Below are 21660 nucleotides of genomic sequence, written 5' to 3'. Positions count from 1 at the left end.
CCGAAGGCGCAACAGCCCGTAATCGCTCAGGCCCGATACCATCCGCAGTACAACTCTGGAGAGACCGGCCGATGCCGGCGCCGAAGGGGCACGGAACGCAGGCAGGCCCAGCGCCATGCCGCGTTCTTAAACTCTCAGGCAAAAGGACAGAGGGGCGCGAGGAAGACTGTCGCTGCGACAGGAGGTGATGCGCTGCGCGCGTCACGCCGGTCCGGTGGTTGTCGACCATTCGTCTGCCCCCTGCCCCGGATGCCCGCCATGTCCCAGACCACGTCTTCCTTGCGCGACCTCGAACACCACAGTGCGTTCGTCGAACGCCATATCGGCCCCAACGACGCAGAAATCGCACAGATGCTGGAGGTGGTCGGCCACGCCTCGCTGGATGCGATGACCGATGCGATCGTGCCCGGCAACATCAAGTCGCCAGCGGCGCTGGCGCTGCCCGAGGCGATCACCGAAGAAGAGGCGCTGGCCAAGATCCGCGCCATCGCCAGCAAGAACCAGGTGCAGCGCAGCTTCATCGGCCAGGGCTATTACGGCACCCATACGCCCAAGGTGATCCTGCGCAACATCCTGGAAAACCCGGCCTGGTACACCGCCTACACGCCCTACCAGGCCGAGATTTCGCAGGGCCGCATGGAAGCGCTGATCAACTTCCAGACCCTGTGCACCGACCTCACCGGCATGCAGATCGCCAACGCCTCGCTGCTGGACGAGGCCACTGCCGCGGCCGAAGCGATGACGCTGGCCAAGCGCTCGGCCAAGTCGAAGTCGGACACCTTCTTTGTGCATGACGCGGTGCACCCGCAGACGCTGGAACTGCTGCGCACCCGCGCCGAGCCGCTGGGCATCGTGCTGCGCGTCGGCACGCCGGAAGAGGCCTTGCAGGCCGAGTGCTTCGGCGTGCTGCTGCAGTACCCGGACAGCTTCGGGCACATCGGCGATCACGCTGCGCTGGCCGATGCGGTGCACGCGCAAGGCGGCCTGGTCGCGGTGGCCACCGACCTGCTGGCGCTGACCCTGATCGCCGCACCCGGCGAATGGGGCGCCGATATCGTGGTCGGCAATTCGCAGCGCTTCGGCGTGCCGTTCGGCTTCGGCGGCCCGCACGCCGCGTTCATGGCCTGTCGCGATGCCTACAAGCGCTCGATGCCGGGCCGCCTGATCGGCGTGTCGATCGATGCCGCCGGCAACCCGGCCTACCGCCTCACCCTGCAGACGCGCGAGCAACATATCCGCCGCGAGAAGGCCACCTCCAACATCTGCACCGCGCAGGTGCTGCTGGCCGTGATGGCCTCGATGTACGCGGTCTACCACGGCCCCGAGGGCCTGACCCGCATCGCGCGGCGCACGCATCGCCTTGCCGCGATCCTGGCCGCCGCCCTGCGCGGCGCCGGTGTCACCGTGGGCGAGCAGTTCTTCGACACCCTGCACGTCAAGGCGATCGATGCCGAGGCCATCCACGCCAAGGCCCGCGCCGCCGGCATCAACCTGCGCGCGATCGACAGCGAAGCGGTCGGCATCAGCCTGGATGAAACCAGCACGCGCGCCGATGTGGTCGCACTGGCCGCGTTGTTCGGCGCGCAGGCGGATGTGGACGCACTCGATGCCGCCACCGCCGACGCCTTGCCGCACGGCCTGCTGCGCAGCAGCGCGTTCCTGACACACCCGGTGTTCAACACCCACCACAGCGAGCACGAACTGCTGCGCTACATGCGCTCGCTGGCCGACAAGGACCTAGCAATGGATCGCACCATGATCCCGCTGGGCAGCTGCACGATGAAGCTCAACGCCACCGCCGAAATGATCCCGGTGACCTGGCCCGAGTTCGGCGCGATCCATCCGCTGGCCCCGGCCGAGCAGTCGGCCGGCTACGCGCAGCTGATCGAGGAGCTGGAAGCGATGCTGGTCGAATGCACCGGCTACGACGCGGTGAGCCTACAGCCCAACTCCGGCGCGCAGGGCGAGTACGCCGGCCTGCTGGCGATCCGTGCCTATCACCGCGCGCGCGGTGAAGCGCATCGCGACATCTGCCTGATTCCCGAATCCGCCCACGGCACCAATCCGGCGTCGGCGCAGATGTGCGGCATGACCGTGGTCGTGACCAAGTGCGATGCCAACGGCAATGTCGATGTCGACGACATCCGCGCCAAGGCGGAAAAGTACTCCGAGCGTCTGGCCGCGTTGATGATCACCTACCCGTCCACCCACGGCGTGTTCGAAGAGGACGTGGTGGCGATCTGCGAAGCCGTGCATGCGCATGGCGGCCAGGTCTACACCGACGGCGCCAACATGAATGCCCTGGTCGGCGTGGCCAAACCCGGCAAGTGGGGCTCGGACGTGTCGCACCTGAACCTGCACAAGACCTTCTGCATTCCGCATGGCGGCGGCGGCCCGGGTGTGGGCCCCTGCGCGGTGAAGTCGCATCTGGCGCCATACCTGCCTCGTGCCGGCATCCATGACGGCGAAGGTCAAACTGCCGCCATCCATGGCGGCGGACTCAACTCCGAAAGCGGGAGTGGACAATCCTCGCGCATTGGCGGCATGGTCAGCGCGGCGGCCTACGGCTCGGCCTCGATCCTGCCGATCAGCTGGATGTACGTGACCATGATGGGCAGCGGCGGCCTGCGCAAGGCGACCCAGGTGGCCCTGCTCAACGCCAACTACATCGCCAAGCGCTTGGCGCCGCACTACAAGACGCTGTACACCGGCCGCAACGGCCTGGTGGCGCACGAATGCATCCTCGACATCCGCCCGCTGGAAAAGACCAGCGGCATCGGTGCCGAAGACATCGCCAAGCGCCTGATCGACTTCGGCTTCCACGCGCCGACGCTGAGCTTCCCGGTCGCCGGCACCTTGATGGTGGAGCCGACCGAAAGCGAATCGCAGCACGAACTGGACCGCTTCATCGACGCGATGATCCAGATCCGCGAAGAGATCCGCGCCATCGAAGACGGCCGCCTGGACCGCGACGACAATCCGCTCAAGCACGCCCCGCACACCGCCACCCAGGTGTCGGCCAGCGAGTGGACCCACGCCTACCCGCGCGAACTGGCCGCCTTCCCGCTGCCCAGCCTCAAGCAGCAGAAGTACTGGCCGCCGGTGGCGCGCGTGGACAACGTCTACGGCGACAAGAACGTGATGTGCGCCTGCATCCCGGTGGATGCGTACAAGGACGACGTGGAGGCGTAAGCGCCACCACCAGGTAAAAATGCGAAACCCAGCCGGTCACACGGCTGGGTTTTTTGTTGCCGTGCCGGGACAGGCAGGCGCTGCCGCCACCACAGGTTTTGCGTTTGTCACAGCCAGGGCGATAGCCGGCTCTTCATGGGCAGCGATGAAAGATTGCCCTCCGGCGCGTGCTGCGCTCATCGCACCGCACTCGACCAGGCGACAGCGATGCCATCTGCCCGTCGCAGGCGGATGCATCGACACTTCGTGCAGGACGACTGCGCGAGTAGGTACACATGCGCCGCAGGCAGCGATACCCGCTCACTCCCCAGCAACACGTGTACCCGGCCATCTCGTGCCGGAGCCCTACCAACCACACGTTTGCCTGCCCTACACGTGCGGTGGAGATGATGGCGAACGTCCTCACGCACACGGCAGACCTGCGCATGCTTCAGCTGAAACACTTCGGCATCCTCCTGCTGGCGGCCTGCACGCTGGCCGCGTGCGCGCCACGCCGCCCTGGCGAGGTACCGGCGCTGGTGCACGCGGCCGATGCGCAGACCGAGGTGGTGCAGACCGATGCCGGCGCAGTCCGCGGTGTTGCCGGCGCGCAGGGGCGGGTGTTCTTGGGCGTGCCGTTCGCCGCGCCGCCGGTGGGCGCATTGCGCTTTCGCGCGCCGCAGGCGGCGCCAGCCTGGAAGGGGGTCCGCGATGCCACCCAGGCCGGCCCGGCGTGCCTGCCGCGTTATCGCTTCGGGCAGAAGCAGGTGTCCGAGGATTGCCTCACCCTCAACGTCTATGCGCCACCCGGCCCTGCGCCGGCGCATCCGCGCGCAGTGATGGTGTGGATCTACGGTGGCGCGCTGGAGCTGGGCAGCAATGTCGACTACGACCTGAGTGCATTGGCCGCGCGGCAGAACGTCATCGTGGTGGCGCCCAATTACCGGCTGGGGGTGTTCGGTTTCTTCGCGCATCCAGCGCTGCGTGGTGAAGGCGAAGGCGCATACGGATTGCTCGATCAACAGGCTGCGCTGCGCTGGGTCAGGCGCAACATCGCCGCCTTCGGCGGCGATGCGCACAACGTCACCGTCTTTGGCGAATCGGCCGGTGCCTGGAGCATCTGCTATCAACTGGCCGCACCGGGCGCGGCCGGCCTGTTCCAACGCGCAATCCTGCAGAGCGGCAGTTGCCTGGCCAGCGATTCCAGCCTGCCGCGTGCCGAGGCCGAGCGCGGCGGTGTGCGCATGGCGCAGACGCTTGGCTGCGAGCACGCAGGCGATGTTGCCGCGTGCCTGCGCGCATTGCCTGCCGACAGCGTGGCCGACGCAAAACCGCAGCGACGTGGCCTGACCGGCAGCGATGCGTGGGCGCCGATGTCCGGCGGCGAGGTGTTGCCGCTGCCGCCCGCCAAGGGGATCGCCAACCTGCAACATGCGCAGGTGCCGGTGCTGATCGGCACCAACCGCAACGAAGGGCGGCTGTTTGCGCAGTTGCTGTCCTACATCGGCAAGCTCAACCTGCGCAGCGGTTATGAGGCACGCCTCAAGCGCATGCATGCCGACCCTAGCGCGATCATGGCGCGCTACGCGGACGTTGCCGCGCAATCGCGCTGGGATGCATTTGCCGACATCGTCACCGATGGCGGATTCGCCTGCCCGACACGTAGGCTGGGCCAGGCCTTGCACACCCGCGCGCCGGTGTATGCGTACGAATTCGACGACCCGCAGGCGCCTTACGGCCTGTTGCGCCTGCCGTTCTCGCATCCGCTGGGCGCGTATCACGCGTCCGAACTGGTGTACCTGTTCCAGCGTCCGTGGGCACTCAGTGGCGAGCCGGCGTTCACGCCGGCGCAGCAGGCCTTCGCCAATACGCTGCAGGATTACTGGGGCGCGTTTGCGCGCACCGGCGATCCGAACGGGGCTGGCCGTCCGCAATGGCCGCGCTTCGATGGCGACGCTCCGTTGACGCTGTCGCCCGGCAGGATCGGCGCAACGCCCGACTTCGCGCAACGGCATCGCTGCACGTTCTGGGATGCACAGGCAACGCTGACACCACCGCACGCGACAGCAACGCCGGCACAGTCACACTCGCATTGATCGCATCATCAGGAGCCACCCATGTCCGTTTCCACCTCATCTCCCTGCCCCACGGTGCGCCTGCGCAACGGACGCAGCGTGCCGGCACTCGGGCTCGGCTCGTGGAACCTGGGCCAGGGACGACACCCGCCGCAGCAGGAGATCGATGCGCTGCAGACAGGCCAGCAATTGGGCATGCGCCTGATCGACACCGCCGAGATGTATGGCAATGGACGGTCGGAGCAACTGATCGGCCAGGCCATGGACAGCGCGCAGCGGCCTTATCTGGTATCGAAGGTCCTGCCGAGCAATGCCAGCGCGCGCGGCATCGCGCGTGCCTGCGAGGCCAGCCTGCAGCGGCTTGGCGTGCGTACGCTGGATCTGTATCTGCTGCACTGGCGCGGTGGCAGCGAGCTGCGCGAAGTGGTCGATGCCTTCGAGGCCTTGCGCGATGCCGGCAAGATCCGCGACTGGGGCGTATCGAATTTCGATGTGGAGGACATGCAGGACCTGTGGGAGATCGAGGGCGGGCAGCATTGCCTGGTCAATCAGGTGCTGTATCACGCCGGTAGCCGCGGCATCGAGTTCGACCTGCTGCCGTGGTGCGCACAGCACGAGGTGACGGTGATGGCGTATTCGCCGCTTGGCAGCCGCGCATTGCTGGATCACCCGGTACTGCACGCGATCGGCGAGCGACGCGGCGTGGCCGCAACTGCGGTAGCGCTGGCATGGGCGATCCGCAGCGGCCAGATCATTGCCATTCCCGAATCGGGAACGCCCGCGCATGTGCGCGCGAATGCAGCGGCGTGCATGCTGCACCTGGACGCGCAGGACCTTGCCGAACTGGACCGTGCGTTCCCTCCACCGACGCGCAAGCAGCCGCTGGATCTGCTGTAGTTGGCATGTAACGGTCGCGTTCGCTGCATGCGCTTGCAGACGTGCGTCGGCACATTGCGTGACCGACGCATCGGACGGCTGCGATCCAGTGCAAACTTTCGGCTGCATGTGAGTATTCGTTCGCATGCAGACACGTGCACTTAACAGCGCCCCTCCCAGGCTCAGTGGATCAGCCCGCATCTCAAGCCCGCCAGAGTGGAGTCCCATGCCCAAGTCCCCCAGCAAGTCCGCGCAACTTCCGTCCACCGCTGCTGTCAGCGCAACTCCCGAAACGTTGCGCGGCACGGGCGATGAATTGCATCAGAAGGCCGGCGGCACCCATCCGCAGCTGACCACCAACCAGGGCATTCCGGTTGGCGACAACCAGAACTCGCTGCGCGCAACGCCGCGCGGGCCGACGTTGCTGGAAGACTTCATCCTGCGCGAGAAGATTACCCACTTCGATCACGAGCGCATTCCCGAGCGCATCGTGCATGCACGCGGTAGTGCGGCGCATGGCTATTTCGAGCTGACCAAGTCGTTGAGCCAGTACACCACCGCCAAGATCTTCACTGAAGTGGGCGAGAAGACGCCGTTGTTCACGCGTTTTTCCACCGTCGCCGGTGGTGCCGGCTCGGTGGACACGCCGCGCGACGTGCGCGGGTTTGCGGTGAAGTTCTATACCAAGGAAGGCAACTGGGATCTGGTGGGCAACAACATCCCGGTGTTCTTCATCCAGGATTCGATGAAGTTCCCGGACCTGATCCACGCGGTGAAAATGGAACCGGACCGCGGTTTCCCGCAGGCCGCCAGTGCGCACGACACCTTCTGGGACTTCATCTCGCTGAGCCCCGAATCGATGCACATGATCATGTGGGCGATGAGCGACCGCACCATTCCGCGCTCGCTGCGCATGATCGAAGGCTTCGGCATCCACAGCTTCCGTTTCCTCAATGAAAAGGGCGACAGCACCTTCGTCAAGTTCCATTGGCGCCCCAAGCTCGGCCTGCAGTCCACGATCTGGGACGAGGCGGTGAAGATCGCCGGCGCTGACCAGGACTTCCATCGTCGCGATCTGTTTGAATCGATCCAGAGCGGCGACTTCCCCGAGTGGGAGCTGGGCGTGCAGCTGTTCACCGAGGCGGAAGCCGATGCATTCCCGTTCGATCACCTGGATTCGACCAAGGTCATTCCGGAAGAACTGGTGCCGCTGCAGATCGTCGGCCGCATGGTGCTCGACCGCTGGCCGGACAACTTCTTCGCGGAGACCGAGCAGGTGGCGTACTGCCCGGCCAACATCGTGCCCGGCATCGACTTCAGCAACGATCCGCTGCTGCAGGGCCGCCTGTTCTCGTATCTGGACACGCAGCTGAGCCGCCTGGGTGGACCGAACTTCCACCAGATCCCGGTCAACGCGCCCAAGTGCCCGTTCGCCAACAACCAGCGCGACGGCCATATGCAGATGGGCGTCCCCAAGGGCCGTGTCGCCTACGAACCCAGCTCGTTGCAGGCCGATGCACCGCGTGAGGCGCTGCGTGGATTCCCCAGCCATGCGACACCGGCCGAAGACGGCGCCAAGGGCCGCGTACGCGCAGCAAGTTTTGCCGATCACTACAGCCAGGCACGCATGTTCTTCCGCAGCCAGACCGCACCGGAACAGGCGCATATGGCATCGGCGCTGGTGTTCGAGTTGTCCAAGGTGGAGACCGCGCACGTGCGTGAAGCCATCGTCGGTCACCTGCGCCACATCGACCCGACGCTGGCACAGCGTGTGGCCGATGGCATGGGCATGACCACGTTGCCGCCGGCACCGCCGGCTGCGGTCGCACCGACCGACATGCCGCTGTCGCCCGCCTTGCAGCTGATCGGCAAGATGAAGGACACCTTGCAGGGCCGCACGGTCGGCATCCTGATTCACGATGGCTCCGATGCAGCGACGATCAAGGCGGTGCGCAAGGCCGCCGAAGCCGCCGGTGCCACGGTCAAGATCGTTGCGCCGAAACTGGGCGGCGCCAAGCTCAGCGACGGCAAGCAACTGGCTGCCGACGGTCAATTGGCCGGCACACCCTCGGTGGTGTTCGATGCGGTGGCGGTTGTGTTGTCGTCGGAAGCTGCCAAGGCGCTGACACGCGAATCGGCGGCGCTGGATTTCGTCAGCAATGCGTGGGCGCATCTGAAGGCAATCGCCTTTGACGATGGCGCGCAGCTGCTGCTGAAGGCCGGCAATGTCGGCAAGGACGCGGGCGTGATCGCGGCGGCAGACACCAAGGCATTCATCACTGCCGCCAAGACCCGCCAGTGGGCACGCGAACCGAAGGTGCGCATGCTGGCGTAACCGCATCCGCATGGGCTGCGCAGGCTTGGGCGCGAACGACTCCACGTCGTTCGCGCCCAAGTCGTTTATGCGGGAAGCAATTCATCTTCAACGGAAAACCAGCGCATCTTCTGCAACGGCCAACCTTTAACCAGTCTTTTGGCCGCGCCTGATAAACGACGCTGCGATTTGGAAACCGGCTGTCTCTACGTTGTTTTGCGGTCGTGTCTTTGGGGTGTCGGCGCGCGCGGCTAGGTCGGCAGTAGAGCGGCGGGCTGCGGTTTGGCTGCAAGGCCCTTGCCCGCCCACCATCGCAGGACACGCCGCAAGTACGTCCCTGTAGGCTCTTACGCGGCATCCATGCCGCGTAAGGTCCCGCGACGGTGGACGGGCAAGGACCCGTCAAGAGAATCGGTGTGCACGTTTGCAAGCAAGAGCATGAGGTGCGCTGTGTGGATCACTCTAGGTCCGACTGGCTTCTCACCGCCTTCTCGTTGCAAGCGGAGTAGCCGACACCCTTTCAACACGTGACCTCTCAACCTTTCATCTGCCAGGCTGAGCAACAAGCTTTCAGGCAAACAGCCGACCAACTGTCTGGTGCGGTGCCCTCGCCGCTTGCGGGACCGTGTGGCGGCATGGATGCCGCCACCGAGCCTCCATGGACGGATTCACGGCGTGTCCCGCAAGCGGTGAGGGCGCCGCACACTCGACGAACTAGGCTTTCGACTGCATCTACCAAACGAAACTGCAATCCGGAATCTCGATGGATTCACGTAGTTCCCCGCAAGCATTACAGAGCAGCCGTGCTCGGCTAACTCAGCAGCTGAGCAGTCGTCTTGTCGGATGCGCTAAGCCGGTTCGGCAGGAAACTGCGCCGCGTTCGCCAGCGCGCGGTACTCGCGTGGCGTCATCCCGACTGCCAGCTTGAACTGCCGTGCGAAGGCGCTCTGATCGCTGAAACCGCAGGCATGCCCGATTTCGGTGAGGCTCTTGTTTCCATGCAGCAGATGCATCGCCATCTGCAGGCGTAGCTTGGCCAGCACCTGTTGCGGGGTGAGTTGAAACACCTTGCGGAACGAGCGTTGCAGCTTGGACATCGAAAATCCGGTGATCTCCACCAGCGCCTGCATGCGCACGTTCTGCGCGTAGTTCGCGTTGAGGTATGCCAGCGCAAGCCGCAGTTTTTCGTACTGCGATTCGTGCCCGTCCTGCGGCCCCAGATCGCGCGAGATGCCGATGATGCCCTGCACCTTGCCGTCGACCAGCAGCGGACGTTTGCAGGTCAGGCACCAGCCCGGTTCGCGGTTGGCGAACAGATGCAGTTCCAGCAGGTTGTCGATCACTTCCCCAGCCAGCACCTGCTCGTCCTGATTGGCGTAGTTGGCGCCCAGGCCGCTGGGATAGACCTCGGCAACGCGTTTGCCGATCAGTTCCTTGCGCGATTTCAAGCCCAGGCGCCGCAGCATGGTCTGGTTGACGTGGGTATAGCGGCCCTCGCGATCCTTGACGAAGAACAGCACGTCCGGCACGGCATCGAACAACGCTTCCAGATCGGCAGGATCGATGCTCTTCATGGAGGTCATGCGGGACTGGACTCGGGATCAGGAAAGACGCAGCTGGCGCTGACGCGCGCCACCGGTGCAGGCCGCAGCGCGTGCAGCGCCATGATACGCCGCGCGTCTCAGACGCCGGCGCACTGCGCTCAACGCGGGTTGTCCGCCACCTTGGACGCGGCCGGCGCAGCCTTGCTGTCCACCGCCGCTGCGGTGGGGTTGCCGATGCGATCCAGCGGCACCTGCTGCGCGCGCCAGCCACTGACCACCGCCGCACCGGACTGCGAGCCAACCTGCACCTGCAGGCGTGCACTGCCGCCGGGTGCGATGAACTCGACGGCGCAATCGCCGGCGGCCATGCAGCTGTCGGCGGCGAGCGGATCCACCAGCTGCCAGCCCTGCTCCATCACCGCCTGCGCAAACGCGCGGTAGCCCATGCCGGGCTTCAGCGTGGCCGGCAGCGGCACGCCCGGATCGCTGGCCACCGCATCGGTGCCAACCACGGCAGTCGCAGCCACGGGCGCGCGCGCGGGCACGGCGGCGGGCCGCGATGCGGCATTCAGGGCAGGACTACAGACGAGGGCGAGCGCCCACAATGAGGGGCGGAACAAGGTGCGCATGCAAACGGTCCTTGCGATCCTGGCAGGGAGTTGAGGAAGTTAAATAATCGCTATTTTGACATGGCTTGCGTGCACTGCGGCACTGCTGGCTCATGCTGGCATTCAGCCAGATGCGGCAATCCAGGCCCTCTCCGCGCGCCGCAAGCGGACTCATCCAGGCGTGGACGCTGCCAGCACGCAACACCGTACCTGCGAACATCGTCTGACGGGCGAAGCGCGATTGCGCAGACCTCGGGTCGAACGCCGGACCCACCCCGGCATGCCGGCAGAGTCGCCATCTCCGCAAGCGCGTTGCATCATTGCGGTTTGATCGTGGAGTACCCGATGTCCGACACCACCTCTCCCGCCTATGCGGTCGGCCAGCTCTGGCGCTGCCGCGGGCGCACCGCAACCGAGACCCCGCTGCTGCTGATCAACCAGATCGATATGCATCCCCACGGCGGCCAGATTCTGCACGTGAGCATCAGCGACATCCAGGTACGTCACGCAGGATTGCCCGCTGGGATCCTGGACGCGCTGCCGCATATCCCGGTGATCGCGCAGGCCCTGGAGCGCAGCGCTGCCGAACACGTCGGCACTGCCGCGCCCAATCAGGATTACCTGCCGGGTTATGCAGAATGGAAGGCCGCCTTCGATGCCGGCAATGCCGGCTCGTTCGGCATCGCGGTGGCGGAGATCCTGCAGATCGTGGAAGGCCAGTTGGCCAAACGCGATCAGCTGCCGAACTGAGCAAACCAAACAACCCGGCGACCCGCATCAAAGGCCGAGGTCTCACGCGTCATCGCCGCACCAACCGGCACGCCGCTCCAGGCGGCGTGCCGGTCGCGACCTCACTGGCCGATATGCTGCTTCAGCCAGCTGTTGACGGTGTCGTGCCACAGCACGCTGTTGTCCGGCTTGAGTACCCAGTGATTCTCGTCCGGGAAGTACAGGAACTTGGAATCGATACCCTTGCGCTGCAGCGCGGTGAACGCGGCCAGGCCCTGCTCGACCGGGATGCGGAAATCCTGCTGGCCGTGGATGACCAGCATCGGCACCTTCCACTTGTCCACGTGCAGCACCGGGTTGAACTTCTCGTAGCCGGCCGGGTTCTGCCACGGCGTGCCGCCGTTTTCCCATTCGCTGAACCACAGTTCCTCGGTGGCGTAGCCCATGGTGCGGTTGTCGAACACGCCGTCGTGGTCGACCAGGCACTTCCATGGCTGATTCCAGTTGCCGGCCATCCAATAGACCATGTAGCCGCCATAGCTGGCACCCAGCGCGCAGGCCTTGTCGCCGTTGAGGAAGCCGTACTGCTTCTGCGCGGCGGCCCAGCCCTTCTGCAGGTCTTCCAGCGGGCGGTCGCCCCAATGCTGGCTGATCGCATCAGTGAATTCCTGGCCGTAGCCGGTGGAGCCGTGGAAGTCGATCATCACCACCGCATAGCCCTGGCCGGCGTAAGTCTGCGGATTCCAGCGGTTGCTCCAGCCGTTGCCGAAGCTGCCCTGCGGCCCGCCGTGGATCAGGAATGCCACCGGGTAGGTCTTGCCTTCCTGGTAGTTGTACGGCTTGACCACATAGCCGTGCACGGTGTCGTTGTTCCAGCCCTTGAACTGGAACTGCTCGTAATCGCCGAACTGCACCTCCGGCAGCAGCTCGCCGGCGCTCTGGGTGATCGCACGCAAGCCCTGACCCTGCACATCGCTCACAAAGACCTGGTCGCCGCTCTTGAGCGAGTTGCGGGTGAACGCCAGCGTGTTGCCGGCCAGGGTCGGCGCATGCACGCTGCCCTCGCCCACCAGCTTGGTCGCCTGGCCGCTGGCGATGTCGATCTTGAACAACGGATGCTCGCCGAGATCATCGGCGCTGGTGTAGAGGCTGGCGCCATCGGCGCTCAAGACGATCTCGCCGGCCGAGCGGTCCCACTTGGGGGCGATCTCGCGGCTCTTGCCGCTGGCCACGTCCATCGCCATCAGGCCGAAGCGGTCGGCTTCGAAACCGGGGCGCTTCATCGCGCGGTAGTACAGCGTCTTGCCGTCGCTGCTGAACACCGGGCCGGCATCCCAGGCCAGGTTGGACGCGGTCAGATTGACCGGCGCGGCCTTGCCGGCCGCATCCAGGCGGTACAGGTCGAAGTTGGTCTGCCACGGCTCGTCGTTGCCGGTGGGCTTGGCGCCGGCGGCTGCCTTCTTGCCGGTTTCCGGCCCATGCGGCTGCGGCACGCGCACGCTGGCCACCACACTGCCGCCGTCGGGCGACCAGGCGTAATCGTCGTTGCCGCCGAACGGCTTGGAGGGCGCATCGCCGGCCAGCGTGGCGCTGATCGCCGAGGCACCGGCCACGGCCTTGCCGCCGGCAGCCGGCAGGTCGGCGACGAACAAGGTGTTGCGGCGGCCATCGTTCCAGGTATCCCAATGCCGCACGAACAACTGGTCATAGACCACGCCGCTGGCCTTGGCGCTCTTGAGGTTGGCGAGCTTGCTCTTGGTGCACCCCAGGTCCGAGCCGCAGTCCTGGAACACGCCGGCACTGAAGGCGATGCGCGTGCCGTCGGGCGAGAGCTTGTAGCTGTCCATATCCACCGCAAAGCCGGTCAACTGCTGCGGTGCGCCGCCGGCCAGCGGCTGCGCGTACAGCTGCTGCGTACCGGATTTACTGCTGAGGAAGTACACCGTCTTGCCGTCCGGCGACAGCGCCGGGCTGTTGACGTTCCAGCCGTCGGGAGTGAGCCGCCTGGGCGGCGCAGCATCGCGGGTACGCAGATTGCGCGTCCACAGGCTGGTGGCCGGCTTGCCGTTGCTGCTCTTGGCCTGCCGCTTGGCGAACACCAGCACGCTGCCGTCGGGGCTGAGCGTGGGCGAAGACACCCGGTCCAGCGCGACCATGTCGCGCACATCGAATCCGCGCGCAGCGGCAAGACTTGGCAAGGCGGTCAACAGACACAGGGGCAGCACGGCGTAACGAAGCTTCATCGAGAGTTCCTGCAACGGCAAAACGTGGATGGTAGGCGTTGCTGCGCCGCACGCGCAAAGGCACAAGGTCATGCGCCCGCAGGCGCCGCACGTGGCCGCCCTGCAAGGCGCCGAATGCGCACAGCGCGTGGTGCGCCGTGCGGCAACGGCGCGCCACGCTGTGGGCACGCACTCAGAACGTGAGTTTGGCCTGCAGCCCGACCACCACTGCATTGCGCGTGTGGGTATAGGCGTAGGTCCCGGGGTTGACGATGTATTGCAGGTCCGGGCGCAACATCAGCCACGGCGTGATCTGCGCGCTGTAGGCAAGCTCGTAGAGCTCTTCGGCGGCGCTCAGCCCGACCAGTGGCGAATCGGCCGCCACGCCGGCATCGATCAGTTCTGCGCGGCGTGCATCGAGCAGCCGATGATTGATCCTGCCGGCCACATAGCCGAGTGCGATGCGGTCCTGCGTGCGTGTGCCGATGCCCTGGTACACCCCGCCGACCGAATACCACCGTGTCATCAGCGCACTGTCGTGGTCGCTGGCCATGTATTGGGCGAATCCGGTCAGGCCGATGCCGGGGTCCGCTCCCGGGGTGAACAGTTTCTGTTCGACCAGCAGATAGGCGCCGTCGCGGCCGGTGCTGCGGCTGGTATCCAGCCCACGCCTGGGTACCGACGAGGAATCGTAGTAGCCGCCGAACTTGTACACGCCCGGGTAGCGCGCGGCGGCCGGCTTCCAGGTAAATTCGAGCGGAAAGATCGAACCGGTGGTGCCGCTGGCGAACGGCTCGAACGCGTAGGTGTCGCGGGTACCGAAGCCCAGATTCGGGTTGACCTGAAACCAGCCGGCATGCAGGTTGAGCTGCGGGGTCAGCTGCTGCGCGCCTTCGATGCCCCAGCGCGCGGCCGGATAGTTGTACCAGCCGCTATTGGCCGAAAACGCCAGCGGATGCGCGCAGAACGCAGCATTGACGAAGTTCACCAGCAACGTGTGCGAGGCAAACTGGTTGCCCATCGCATAGAAGCCCAGTTTCAGATACGTCCTGCCCTGGTTGAAGCTGCGGTCGTAGCTGAACTCGCTCAGGCGGGTGTACTGGCCTCCGTACACTTCCTGGATGGGGAAGCGATTGCCGACCAGGTCGGCGGAGGTGCTGCGGCCGCGGCGGTCGTTGATGGTGACGTGCAGGCTGCCACCACCCCAGCCGGCGAGCTTGGCCATGTCCAGATCCACGCCCACCCGCAATTGCTGCGCATAGCGCGCGCTGGCGTTTTCGTAGCCGCCATCCACCACGCCAAACGTCTCGGACACGTAGTCGCCGCGGACGCTCACGCCTTGCTCGGTCCAGGCTGACCGGCGCCCACCCCAGTCGCCGGTCAGCGTGGTGTCGCCCGCGGCGACTGCGGTGGCCGGCAGTGCCAGCAACAAGGCGTAGCCCAGCGCACTGCGGCGCGGGAGGAAAGACAGACGATGCATCGTGGTTCTCTGATCGGGGCAGCGTGCACGGCCATCGGTGGCGATGCATGGCGGTGTGCCAAAGCGCCGCTGCGGTAACGGGAGCGTTGGCCGGGATGTGCGAGACACCCGGCCGTCGGGTTGCAGCCAACAGCGGCTGACGCGAGTGCGCAGCGGTCAGCCGGGCACGCGCGAGGTTTGTCGGCCGCTCCGTGACCACGCCGACGCAGCTGGCGACGTGGTCAAGAGTGGGCGGTGTCAGTGCGCGTCAGGCAAGCTGTAGGCGATCACGTCATCGCCACGATCGGGCGACTGCCGCGCACCGCCGGCACTGATCACCACGTACTGCTTGCCGGTCTTGTGCGAGACGTAGGTCATCGGCCCGCCCTGACTGCCGACCGGCAAGCGGCCCTTCCAGAGTTCCTTGCCGGTGGCACTGTCGAACGCGCGCAGGTAGTAGTCCTGGGTACCGGCGATGAACACGAGCCCGCCCTGGGTGGACAGGGTGCCGCCCAGCGTGGGCATGCCGATCGGGATCGGCAGATGCATCTTGATGCCGAACGGGCCGGTGTCCTGCACCGTCCCCACCGGCACCTGCCAGGCGATGCTGCGCGTCTTGAGGTCGATCGCGCTGAGCGTGCCGTACGGCGGCGCCTGGCACGGAATGCCCAGCGCCGACAGGAAGCGGTTCTTGTTGACCGCATACGGCGTGCCCTTCAGCGGCACGGCGCCCATGCCGGTATTGACGGCCTCGCCACCACCGGCCGCCTCGGCCTTGCGGGTGTCGGCAGGAATCATCTGCACCCACAAGCCCAGGCGCATGTCGTTGGCGAAGATGACGTCATGCACCGGGTCGGTCGACAGGCCTCCCCAGTTCATGCCGCCCAGCGAGCCGGGAAAGCTCAGCGAGACATCGGTGCCCGGCGCGGTGTACAGGCCTTCATAACGCATCTGCTTGAACGCGATGCGGCACAACATTTGGTCGATCGCAGTGGCGCCCCACATGTCCGATTCGGTCAGGTGCTTGGTGCCGATCTGCGGCATGCCGACCGACAGCGGCTGGGTTGGCGCGTACTGCTCGTGCGCAATATCCGAGCCTTTCACCGGTACTTCCCTGACCTCGGTCAGCGGTTTGCCGGTGGCGCGGTCGAGCACGTAGATCTGCCCGGCCTTGGTGCCGATGACCACCGCCGGGGTGTGGCTACCGTCCGGGTTGGGGAAGTCGATCAGGCTGGGCTGCATCGGCAGGTCGAAATCCCACAGATCGTTGTGCACGGTCTGGTAGACCCACTTCTCCGCACCGGTGGTGGCATCCAGCGCCAGCACCGAGGCGCCGTACCGGTGATCGAGCGCGGTGCGCTCGGCGCCGTACAGATCGGTCGACGGCCCGCCCAGCGGCAGGAACACGGTGTTCATCGCCGCGTCGTAGGACATCGGTGCCCACACGTTCGGCGTGCTGCGCACATAGCTGCTGCCGGCGGCCGGCGCCTGGCGGTCGTGCGGATTGCCCGGGTCGAAGGCCCAGCGCTGCGCGCCGGTGACCACATCGAAGCCGCGCACCACGCCACCAGGCATGTCGGTCTGCACGTTGTCGGCCACGCGTCCGCCCACCACCACGGTGGTGCCGGCCACCAGTGGCGGCGAGGTCAGCTGGTAGAACGGATCCGGCGCAGCGCCCAGGCCGGCCTTGAGATCGACCTGACCGTTGCTGCCGAAGCCCTGGCAGAACGCACCGGTGTCCGCATCCACCGCGATCAGGCGACCATCGATGGTGTTGGTGAACAGGCGGCGACGGCAGTTGGCGTCCTGCGCCACCGTCACTGCGGCGATCGGCGAGGGATTGGCCACGCTCGGCGTCGGCAACGCCGCATCGGCGTCGAAGTAGCCCAGGCCACGGCAGCGCTGCCAGACCGACGAGGTCGCATTGATCTCCCGCCGCCACAGCTGCTTGCCGGTGCTGGCGTCGAGCGCAATCAGATTGTTGTGCGGCGTGCACAGGAACACCTTCTCGCCCACCTGCAGCGGGGTCAGCTGGTCTTCGGCACCGTTGCCGTCGCTGTTGGCGATCTCGCCGGTGTGGTAGGTCCAGGCGACCTGCAGCCGGTCGACGTTGCTGCGGTTGATCTGGTCCAGCGCAGCGAAGCGGCTGCCGCCATCGGTATTGCCGTAGGCGGACCAGTTCTGTTGCACGCTTCCAGGCGGCACCGCCGTCACGCCTGGACCCGCGTTGCCTGCGACCGGCGGATGCGGCACGAACATGCCACCGATCCCGGCCACTACCGCCAGCGCCAGCACCGTCGCCACGCCATAGGCCGTGCGCCCGGTCGGCAACGCCCGGCTGCGCCGCAGCGCTGGCCAGGCCAGTGCCACCAGCACGGCGAACGCCGCAGGCAGCATCAGCCGCGAGACCAGCGGCCAGAACTCCAGCCCCGCATCCCACAGCGCCCACACCAGCGTCAGCGCGAAGGCGACGCCGTACACCAGCGCACCGGCCGGCCGACGCAGCACGATCAGCACCCCGGCCACGACGGTCGCCAGGCCCATCAAAAGGAAGTACCAGCTGCCGCCCAGGCTGGCCAACCTCGCGCCACCCAGCAGAAAAATCAGCCCCACCAGCGCGATCAGCATGCCCAGCACCAGCAGCAATGCCCGGCCCGGGACCGGCAACTTCGATTTCGTTTCCACGTTGCAACACCTCGATCAGGAGATTCCGCCCTGCACTGCGCCCGGCATTCCGATCTGGATGCTACAAGGTGCCCGCACGACGGCCAGTAGAGGCAGCATCACTGCCCACTTTCTGTCACTCCCCTCCCCGGCCCGCGTACCTCTGGCGAGACCGGCACCGGCATGCCCGGCAGACTGACGACATAGTGTCGCACCGCACCGGGTAGTTATTACATATCTGAAGCGGTTGCCTGCGGAACACTGCAGTCCGCATAGGCGCGGACCGCAGCGGCGTTTTGTGTGCGCAGCGCGCGCTGCGCACGTCAGAAGCGGTGCGACATGCCCACATACACCTGCGCGTCCGGGGTGCGGTCATTGAGGCCGAAATTGGCGCCCACATCCAGCTGCAGCAGCGGATTGAGCAGATACGCAGCGGCGATGTCGGCCGAATACTGCTCGATGGTCTGCGCCGGGTCGCGGTTGATCGAGGACCACACTTCCACCGCCATCGACAACTTGGAGGTGAGCGGATGCGCCAGGTTGATCGCATTGATCAGCGCAACATGCTTGCCGCTGCCATCGCTGTCGGCCAACCAATCCACCTCGGGCCCGAAGGTCAGCGAGAAGCTGTTGGGCAGCGCGAAATTGATCGGCAATGCGACGCCGCCTTCCCACTCGTCGTTGCCCAGGCCGGTGCGCGCGGTCGGTGCCTTGACGAATGGCAGCAACGCCACGCTGGCGGTATCGCTTTCGTAGAAACGCGCCTTCATGCGCAGAAAGATATCGCCGCCGCCGCTCAGGCTGCTGCGCGCACCGGTGGCACGGTCGGTGGTCTTGACCTGCAGCTGCGGGGCCCAGTTGAGCTGCAGATCGATGCGGTCGCTGACGCCGTATTTGAGCGTGGGATTGGTGAACACCGAGGTTTCGATGCGCGTGCCGGGCTGGCTGTCGCGGGTGTAGCTGCCGATGTCGGTTTCCAGCTGCCAGGCGCCGGTTGGCACGGTGCAGGTGGAATTGGCCTTGGTCGGGCGATCGGTACACAGCGCCGCGTCGGTGGCCTCCTGTGCCTGCGCCTGCAGCGCAAGGCTGCACAGCACACCGGCCAGGGCGATGCTCAACAAGGGGGCACGGCGTGCGCGGATGGAACGATGGGAGATAGCAGCAGTCAGCATTGCAGTGGTTTCCATGGCAAGACGCTGGCCAGATCGCGTGAACGGCCAGCAGTGGGAGGGGGAATGCGCGTGGATGTCGAACGACTGCATGGCCGCTGGAGGGCGGCGTGTTGCCAATCGATCTTATAGGCGTCGGCAGGTCCGAAAACGCCGTCGGTGACAAAAGCGGCCTCAACAGTGTGCGGATGTCGCACAGCGTGATGCGAATCGCTTTTCTACACCCATCATTTATGGGGATCAGGCGGTGCGATGAGCTGCGCCGTGGCGCGTCACCGGGATCGATCGAGGCATGCGGTCGCCGTGGTGCACCATCGGTGCGGGAGACGGCACGATACGGAGCAGCCGCATAAAGTCGCTATGCAGGAGGCCTGGGTGGGGCGTAAAGCCGGCGCAAAGGCGCTGCGGTGGTGCAGACGCGATGGCCTGAGCGTTGTGCGTGCATTGCGCGATCGACAAACGCTTGATGCGTTGGCGCGGTACAGCTGCGCTCGTCGTGTCAGCTGATTGACCAGATGCGCCAACGACGTTGTCCTGCACCGGCAATGCAGGTCCGCTCACGGTGGCAATGCACGAGCATGCAGGAATGTTCGAACTGGATATGCCGCTGTGCGGTCACGGCATCGATTCGGTGCACCATGCCTTGCCGGCATGCTGCTGCACTTGCGCGTTCGGCAGCAGGGCCGCATTCGAACCGCGTCTGCGGCAAGGCAATCAGAACAGCGGCAATCCGGTTTCAATGCCACAACGAAAAACGGACACGCATCCAGCGATGCGTGTCCGTCCAGAGGCAGCGCGCAGGCGCATGCCTTGGTGAAGCGTCACCCTCAGGCGGTCTGTTCGCCGCGCTTGCCGACGCGGTACAGCAGCCAGCCGACCAGGGCGAGGATCGCCAGGCCGAACCATTGGTTGAGCTGCAGGCCGGCCGGCAACGCCAGCACATCGGCGCGGCTGGACAGCACGATCGGCACCGCGATGGCGATCCCCATCAACGCCTCGCCGGTGATCAGGCCGGCGGCGAACAGCACGCCCGGGCGATGCACACGGTCGCGGCCATCTTCGTCGTCGGCGCGGATCTTGTGGAAGCGCTCCACCAGGTGCGCGATCAGGCCGCCGAGGAAGATCGGCACCATCAACTCCAGCGGCAGGTAGATACCGATCGCCGCCGCCAGCACCGGCACACGGAAGCGCTTGCCGGTCTTCTTCAGCCATTCGTCCAGCGCGATGATCGCCGCGCCCACGCCGGCACCGATGGCAATCATCGACCACGGCAGCTGCCCGCCGAACAGGCCCTTGGCGACCGAGGCCATCAGCGTGGCCTGCGGTGCAGCGAGCGAGTTGGGGTGCTGCGACGTGGCCGGGCCAATGCCGTAGGCCTGCGCCAGCAGGTTCAACACCGGCGCCATGATCAGTGCGCAGGAAAACGCGCCGATGCCCAGCATCAGTTGCTGCTTCCATGGCGTGGCGCCGACAAGATAGCCGGCCTTGAGATCCTGCAGGTTGTCGCCGCCCACCGCTGCCGCGCAGCACACCACCGCGCCGATCATGATCGCCGCCACCGCACCCAACGGCGCCGCGCCGATGCCGACCGGCACCAGACCATCCTTGCCGAGCAACAGCACCAGCACCGCCGAGGCGAACAGGATGGTGGAAATGGTGATGCCCGAGACCGGGTTGTTGGACGAACCGATCAGGCCGGCCAGATAGCCGGACACCGACACGAACAGAAAACCGGCCACGATCATGATGATGGTCATCGGGATCGACACGTGCCACTGCTGCACGATCGCCTGGTACAGGCCCAGCAGCGGCAAGGTGCACAGCACCAGTGCCGCCAGCATCCACTTCATCGGCAGGTCGCGCTCGGTCTCGGCGACCACACCGCCACCGCTCTTGCGCGCGGCGGCAAAGCCACTCTTGACGCCGGACAACAGCGACTTGCGCAGCGAGAACAGCGTCCATACGCCGCCGATCAGCATCGCGCCGACACCCAGGTAACGGATCTTCGCGCCCCAGATGCCGAATGCCGCGTCGGCCGCCGGCGCGCCGACCAGGCTCTGCGCCAGGGCCGGGTCGCTGCCCATGAAGAACTGCTGATACAGCGGAATGGCGATATGCCAGGACAGGATCGACCCGGACAGCACCACGATGCCGACATTCAGGCCGACGATGTAGCCCACGCCCAGCAGCGCCGGCGACAGGTTGGTGCCCAGATAGCCGACCAGGCGGCTGCTGCCCAGGTAGGTGGCCTGCGCCCAGGTGTCCGGGATCACCCGCAGGCCGCTGGCCGCACCCAGCTTGACCAGCGCGCCGATCGCACCGGACATCGCCAGAATCTTCAGGCCCGGGCCGGGGTTTTCACCGGCCTTGAGCACCTCGGCCGCCGCCTTGCCTTCGGGGAACGGCAGCGGGTCTTCGACGATCATCGAGCGCCGCAACGGCACCGAGAACAGCACCCCGAGCAAGCCGCCCATGCCGGCGATGCCCAGCACCCACCAGTATTTGAAGTCCGGCCAGTAGCCCATGATCACCAACGCGGGGATGGTGAAGATCACCCCGGCCGCGATCGACGAACCGGCCGAGGCACCGGTCTGGACGATGTTGTTTTCCAGAATGGTGCCACCGCCGAGCAGGCGCAGCACGCCCATCGAGACGACCGCAGCCGGAATGGCGGTGGCGATGGTCAGGCCGGCGAACAGGCCGAGATAGGCGTTGGCGGCCGAAAGCACCACCGCCAGCACGATGGCCAGCACGACGGCGCGGAAGGTGAGCTGGCGCGGCTGCGCGTCATGGCTCATGGGCAGTTTCCCTGTGGCAAAAAATCCGGAC

The 21660-nt window shown here is 66.1% G+C and carries 12 protein-coding genes and 1 riboswitch; of the genes, 5 read left to right on the top strand and 7 right to left on the bottom strand.

From position 1 onward, the window contains the following. The first annotated feature begins 45 nt into the window (after positions 1–45). A riboswitch (glycine riboswitch) is annotated at positions 46–160 on the top strand. A gap of 98 nt (positions 161–258) precedes the next feature. The 4 genes from gcvP to ABQ137_RS06345 all read left to right on the top strand — a co-directional run bounded on the left by gcvP (position 259) and on the right by ABQ137_RS06345 (position 8457). Next, a complete protein-coding gene (gene gcvP, locus ABQ137_RS06360; protein ID WP_349781632.1) occupies positions 259–3192 on the top strand; it encodes an aminomethyl-transferring glycine dehydrogenase in 2934 nt (977 codons plus the stop codon). 425 nt (positions 3193–3617) lie between these two features. Further along, positions 3618–5267, top strand: a complete 1650-nt coding sequence (locus ABQ137_RS06355) for a carboxylesterase/lipase family protein (RefSeq protein WP_349781630.1) — start codon at positions 3618–3620, stop codon at positions 5265–5267. Between the two features lie 21 nt (positions 5268–5288). Then, on the top strand, positions 5289–6143 hold the full coding sequence (locus ABQ137_RS06350; protein WP_349781628.1) for an aldo/keto reductase: 855 nt from the start codon (positions 5289–5291) through the stop codon (positions 6141–6143). 205 nt (positions 6144–6348) lie between these two features. Then, on the top strand, positions 6349–8457 hold the full coding sequence (locus tag ABQ137_RS06345) for a catalase (protein WP_039528594.1): 2109 nt from the start codon (positions 6349–6351) through the stop codon (positions 8455–8457). An 827-nt stretch (positions 8458–9284) separates the two neighbouring features. Here the strand turns inward: ABQ137_RS06345 and ABQ137_RS06340 are convergent. Both ABQ137_RS06340 and ABQ137_RS06335 read right to left on the bottom strand, forming a co-directional pair. Beyond that, entirely contained in the window at positions 9285–10010 is a 726-nt protein-coding gene (locus tag ABQ137_RS06340) for an AraC family transcriptional regulator (RefSeq protein WP_024939479.1), read from the bottom strand. Between the two features lie 128 nt (positions 10011–10138). Continuing rightward, positions 10139–10609, bottom strand: coding sequence for a hypothetical protein (locus ABQ137_RS06335; RefSeq protein ID WP_167708586.1), 471 nt, complete (start codon positions 10607–10609; stop codon positions 10139–10141). Positions 10610–10933: 324 nt separating this feature from the next. On the opposite strand from ABQ137_RS06335, the gene ABQ137_RS06330 reads away from it, so the two are divergent. Then, positions 10934–11338 carry a hypothetical protein gene (locus tag ABQ137_RS06330; RefSeq protein WP_349781626.1) on the top strand — a complete coding sequence of 135 codons (405 nt, stop codon included), beginning with the start codon at positions 10934–10936 and terminating at the stop codon, positions 11336–11338. A gap of 101 nt (positions 11339–11439) precedes the next feature. Here ABQ137_RS06330 and ABQ137_RS06325 read toward each other — a convergent pair whose 3' ends face one another. The 5 genes from ABQ137_RS06325 to ABQ137_RS06305 form a co-directional block, all read right to left on the bottom strand. Continuing rightward, on the bottom strand, positions 11440–13560 hold the full coding sequence (locus tag ABQ137_RS06325; protein WP_349781624.1) for a prolyl oligopeptidase family serine peptidase: 2121 nt from the start codon (positions 13558–13560) through the stop codon (positions 11440–11442). Between the two features lie 172 nt (positions 13561–13732). Next, positions 13733–15019, bottom strand: a complete 1287-nt coding sequence (locus ABQ137_RS06320) for a carbohydrate porin (RefSeq protein WP_349781622.1) — start codon at positions 15017–15019, stop codon at positions 13733–13735. A 237-nt stretch (positions 15020–15256) separates the two neighbouring features. Continuing rightward, complete coding sequence (locus ABQ137_RS06315; protein WP_349781620.1) at positions 15257–17683, bottom strand: glucose/quinate/shikimate family membrane-bound PQQ-dependent dehydrogenase; 2427 nt, start codon at positions 17681–17683, stop codon at positions 15257–15259. Positions 17684–17985: 302 nt separating this feature from the next. Further along, positions 17986–18834, bottom strand: coding sequence for a transporter (locus tag ABQ137_RS06310; RefSeq protein WP_024939485.1), 849 nt, complete (start codon positions 18832–18834; stop codon positions 17986–17988). An 824-nt stretch (positions 18835–19658) separates the two neighbouring features. Next, positions 19659–21629 carry an OPT family oligopeptide transporter gene (locus ABQ137_RS06305; RefSeq protein ID WP_349781617.1) on the bottom strand — a complete coding sequence of 657 codons (1971 nt, stop codon included), beginning with the start codon at positions 21627–21629 and terminating at the stop codon, positions 19659–19661. Positions 21630–21660 lie beyond the last annotated feature (31 nt).

It is taken from the genome of Xanthomonas sp. WHRI 8393, from assembly GCF_040203315.1.
Lineage (GTDB): Bacteria > Pseudomonadota > Gammaproteobacteria > Xanthomonadales > Xanthomonadaceae > Xanthomonas > Xanthomonas arboricola.
The sequence above is the reverse complement of the archived record's forward strand: the minus strand, read 5'-3'. Positions and strand labels throughout refer to the sequence as shown.

What these genes read in the sequence shown, in the direction of transcription:
- gcvP (WP_349781632.1), top strand. Translation starts at nt 259, where the DNA reads ATGTCCCAGACCACGTCTTCCTTGCGCGACCTCGAACACCACAGTGCG.
- ABQ137_RS06355 (WP_349781630.1), top strand. Translation starts at nt 3,618, where the DNA reads ATGCTTCAGCTGAAACACTTCGGCATCCTCCTGCTGGCGGCCTGCACG.
- ABQ137_RS06350 (WP_349781628.1), top strand. Translation starts at nt 5,289, where the DNA reads ATGTCCGTTTCCACCTCATCTCCCTGCCCCACGGTGCGCCTGCGCAAC.
- ABQ137_RS06345 (WP_039528594.1), top strand. Translation starts at nt 6,349, where the DNA reads ATGCCCAAGTCCCCCAGCAAGTCCGCGCAACTTCCGTCCACCGCTGCT.
- ABQ137_RS06340 (WP_024939479.1), bottom strand. Translation starts at nt 10,010, where the DNA reads ATGAAGAGCATCGATCCTGCCGATCTGGAAGCGTTGTTCGATGCCGTG.
- ABQ137_RS06335 (WP_167708586.1), bottom strand. Translation starts at nt 10,609, where the DNA reads ATGCGCACCTTGTTCCGCCCCTCATTGTGGGCGCTCGCCCTCGTCTGT.
- ABQ137_RS06330 (WP_349781626.1), top strand. Translation starts at nt 10,934, where the DNA reads ATGTCCGACACCACCTCTCCCGCCTATGCGGTCGGCCAGCTCTGGCGC.
- ABQ137_RS06325 (WP_349781624.1), bottom strand. Translation starts at nt 13,560, where the DNA reads ATGAAGCTTCGTTACGCCGTGCTGCCCCTGTGTCTGTTGACCGCCTTG.
- ABQ137_RS06320 (WP_349781622.1), bottom strand. Translation starts at nt 15,019, where the DNA reads ATGCATCGTCTGTCTTTCCTCCCGCGCCGCAGTGCGCTGGGCTACGCC.
- ABQ137_RS06310 (WP_024939485.1), bottom strand. Translation starts at nt 18,834, where the DNA reads ATGCTGACTGCTGCTATCTCCCATCGTTCCATCCGCGCACGCCGTGCC.
- ABQ137_RS06305 (WP_349781617.1), bottom strand. Translation starts at nt 21,629, where the DNA reads ATGAGCCATGACGCGCAGCCGCGCCAGCTCACCTTCCGCGCCGTCGTG.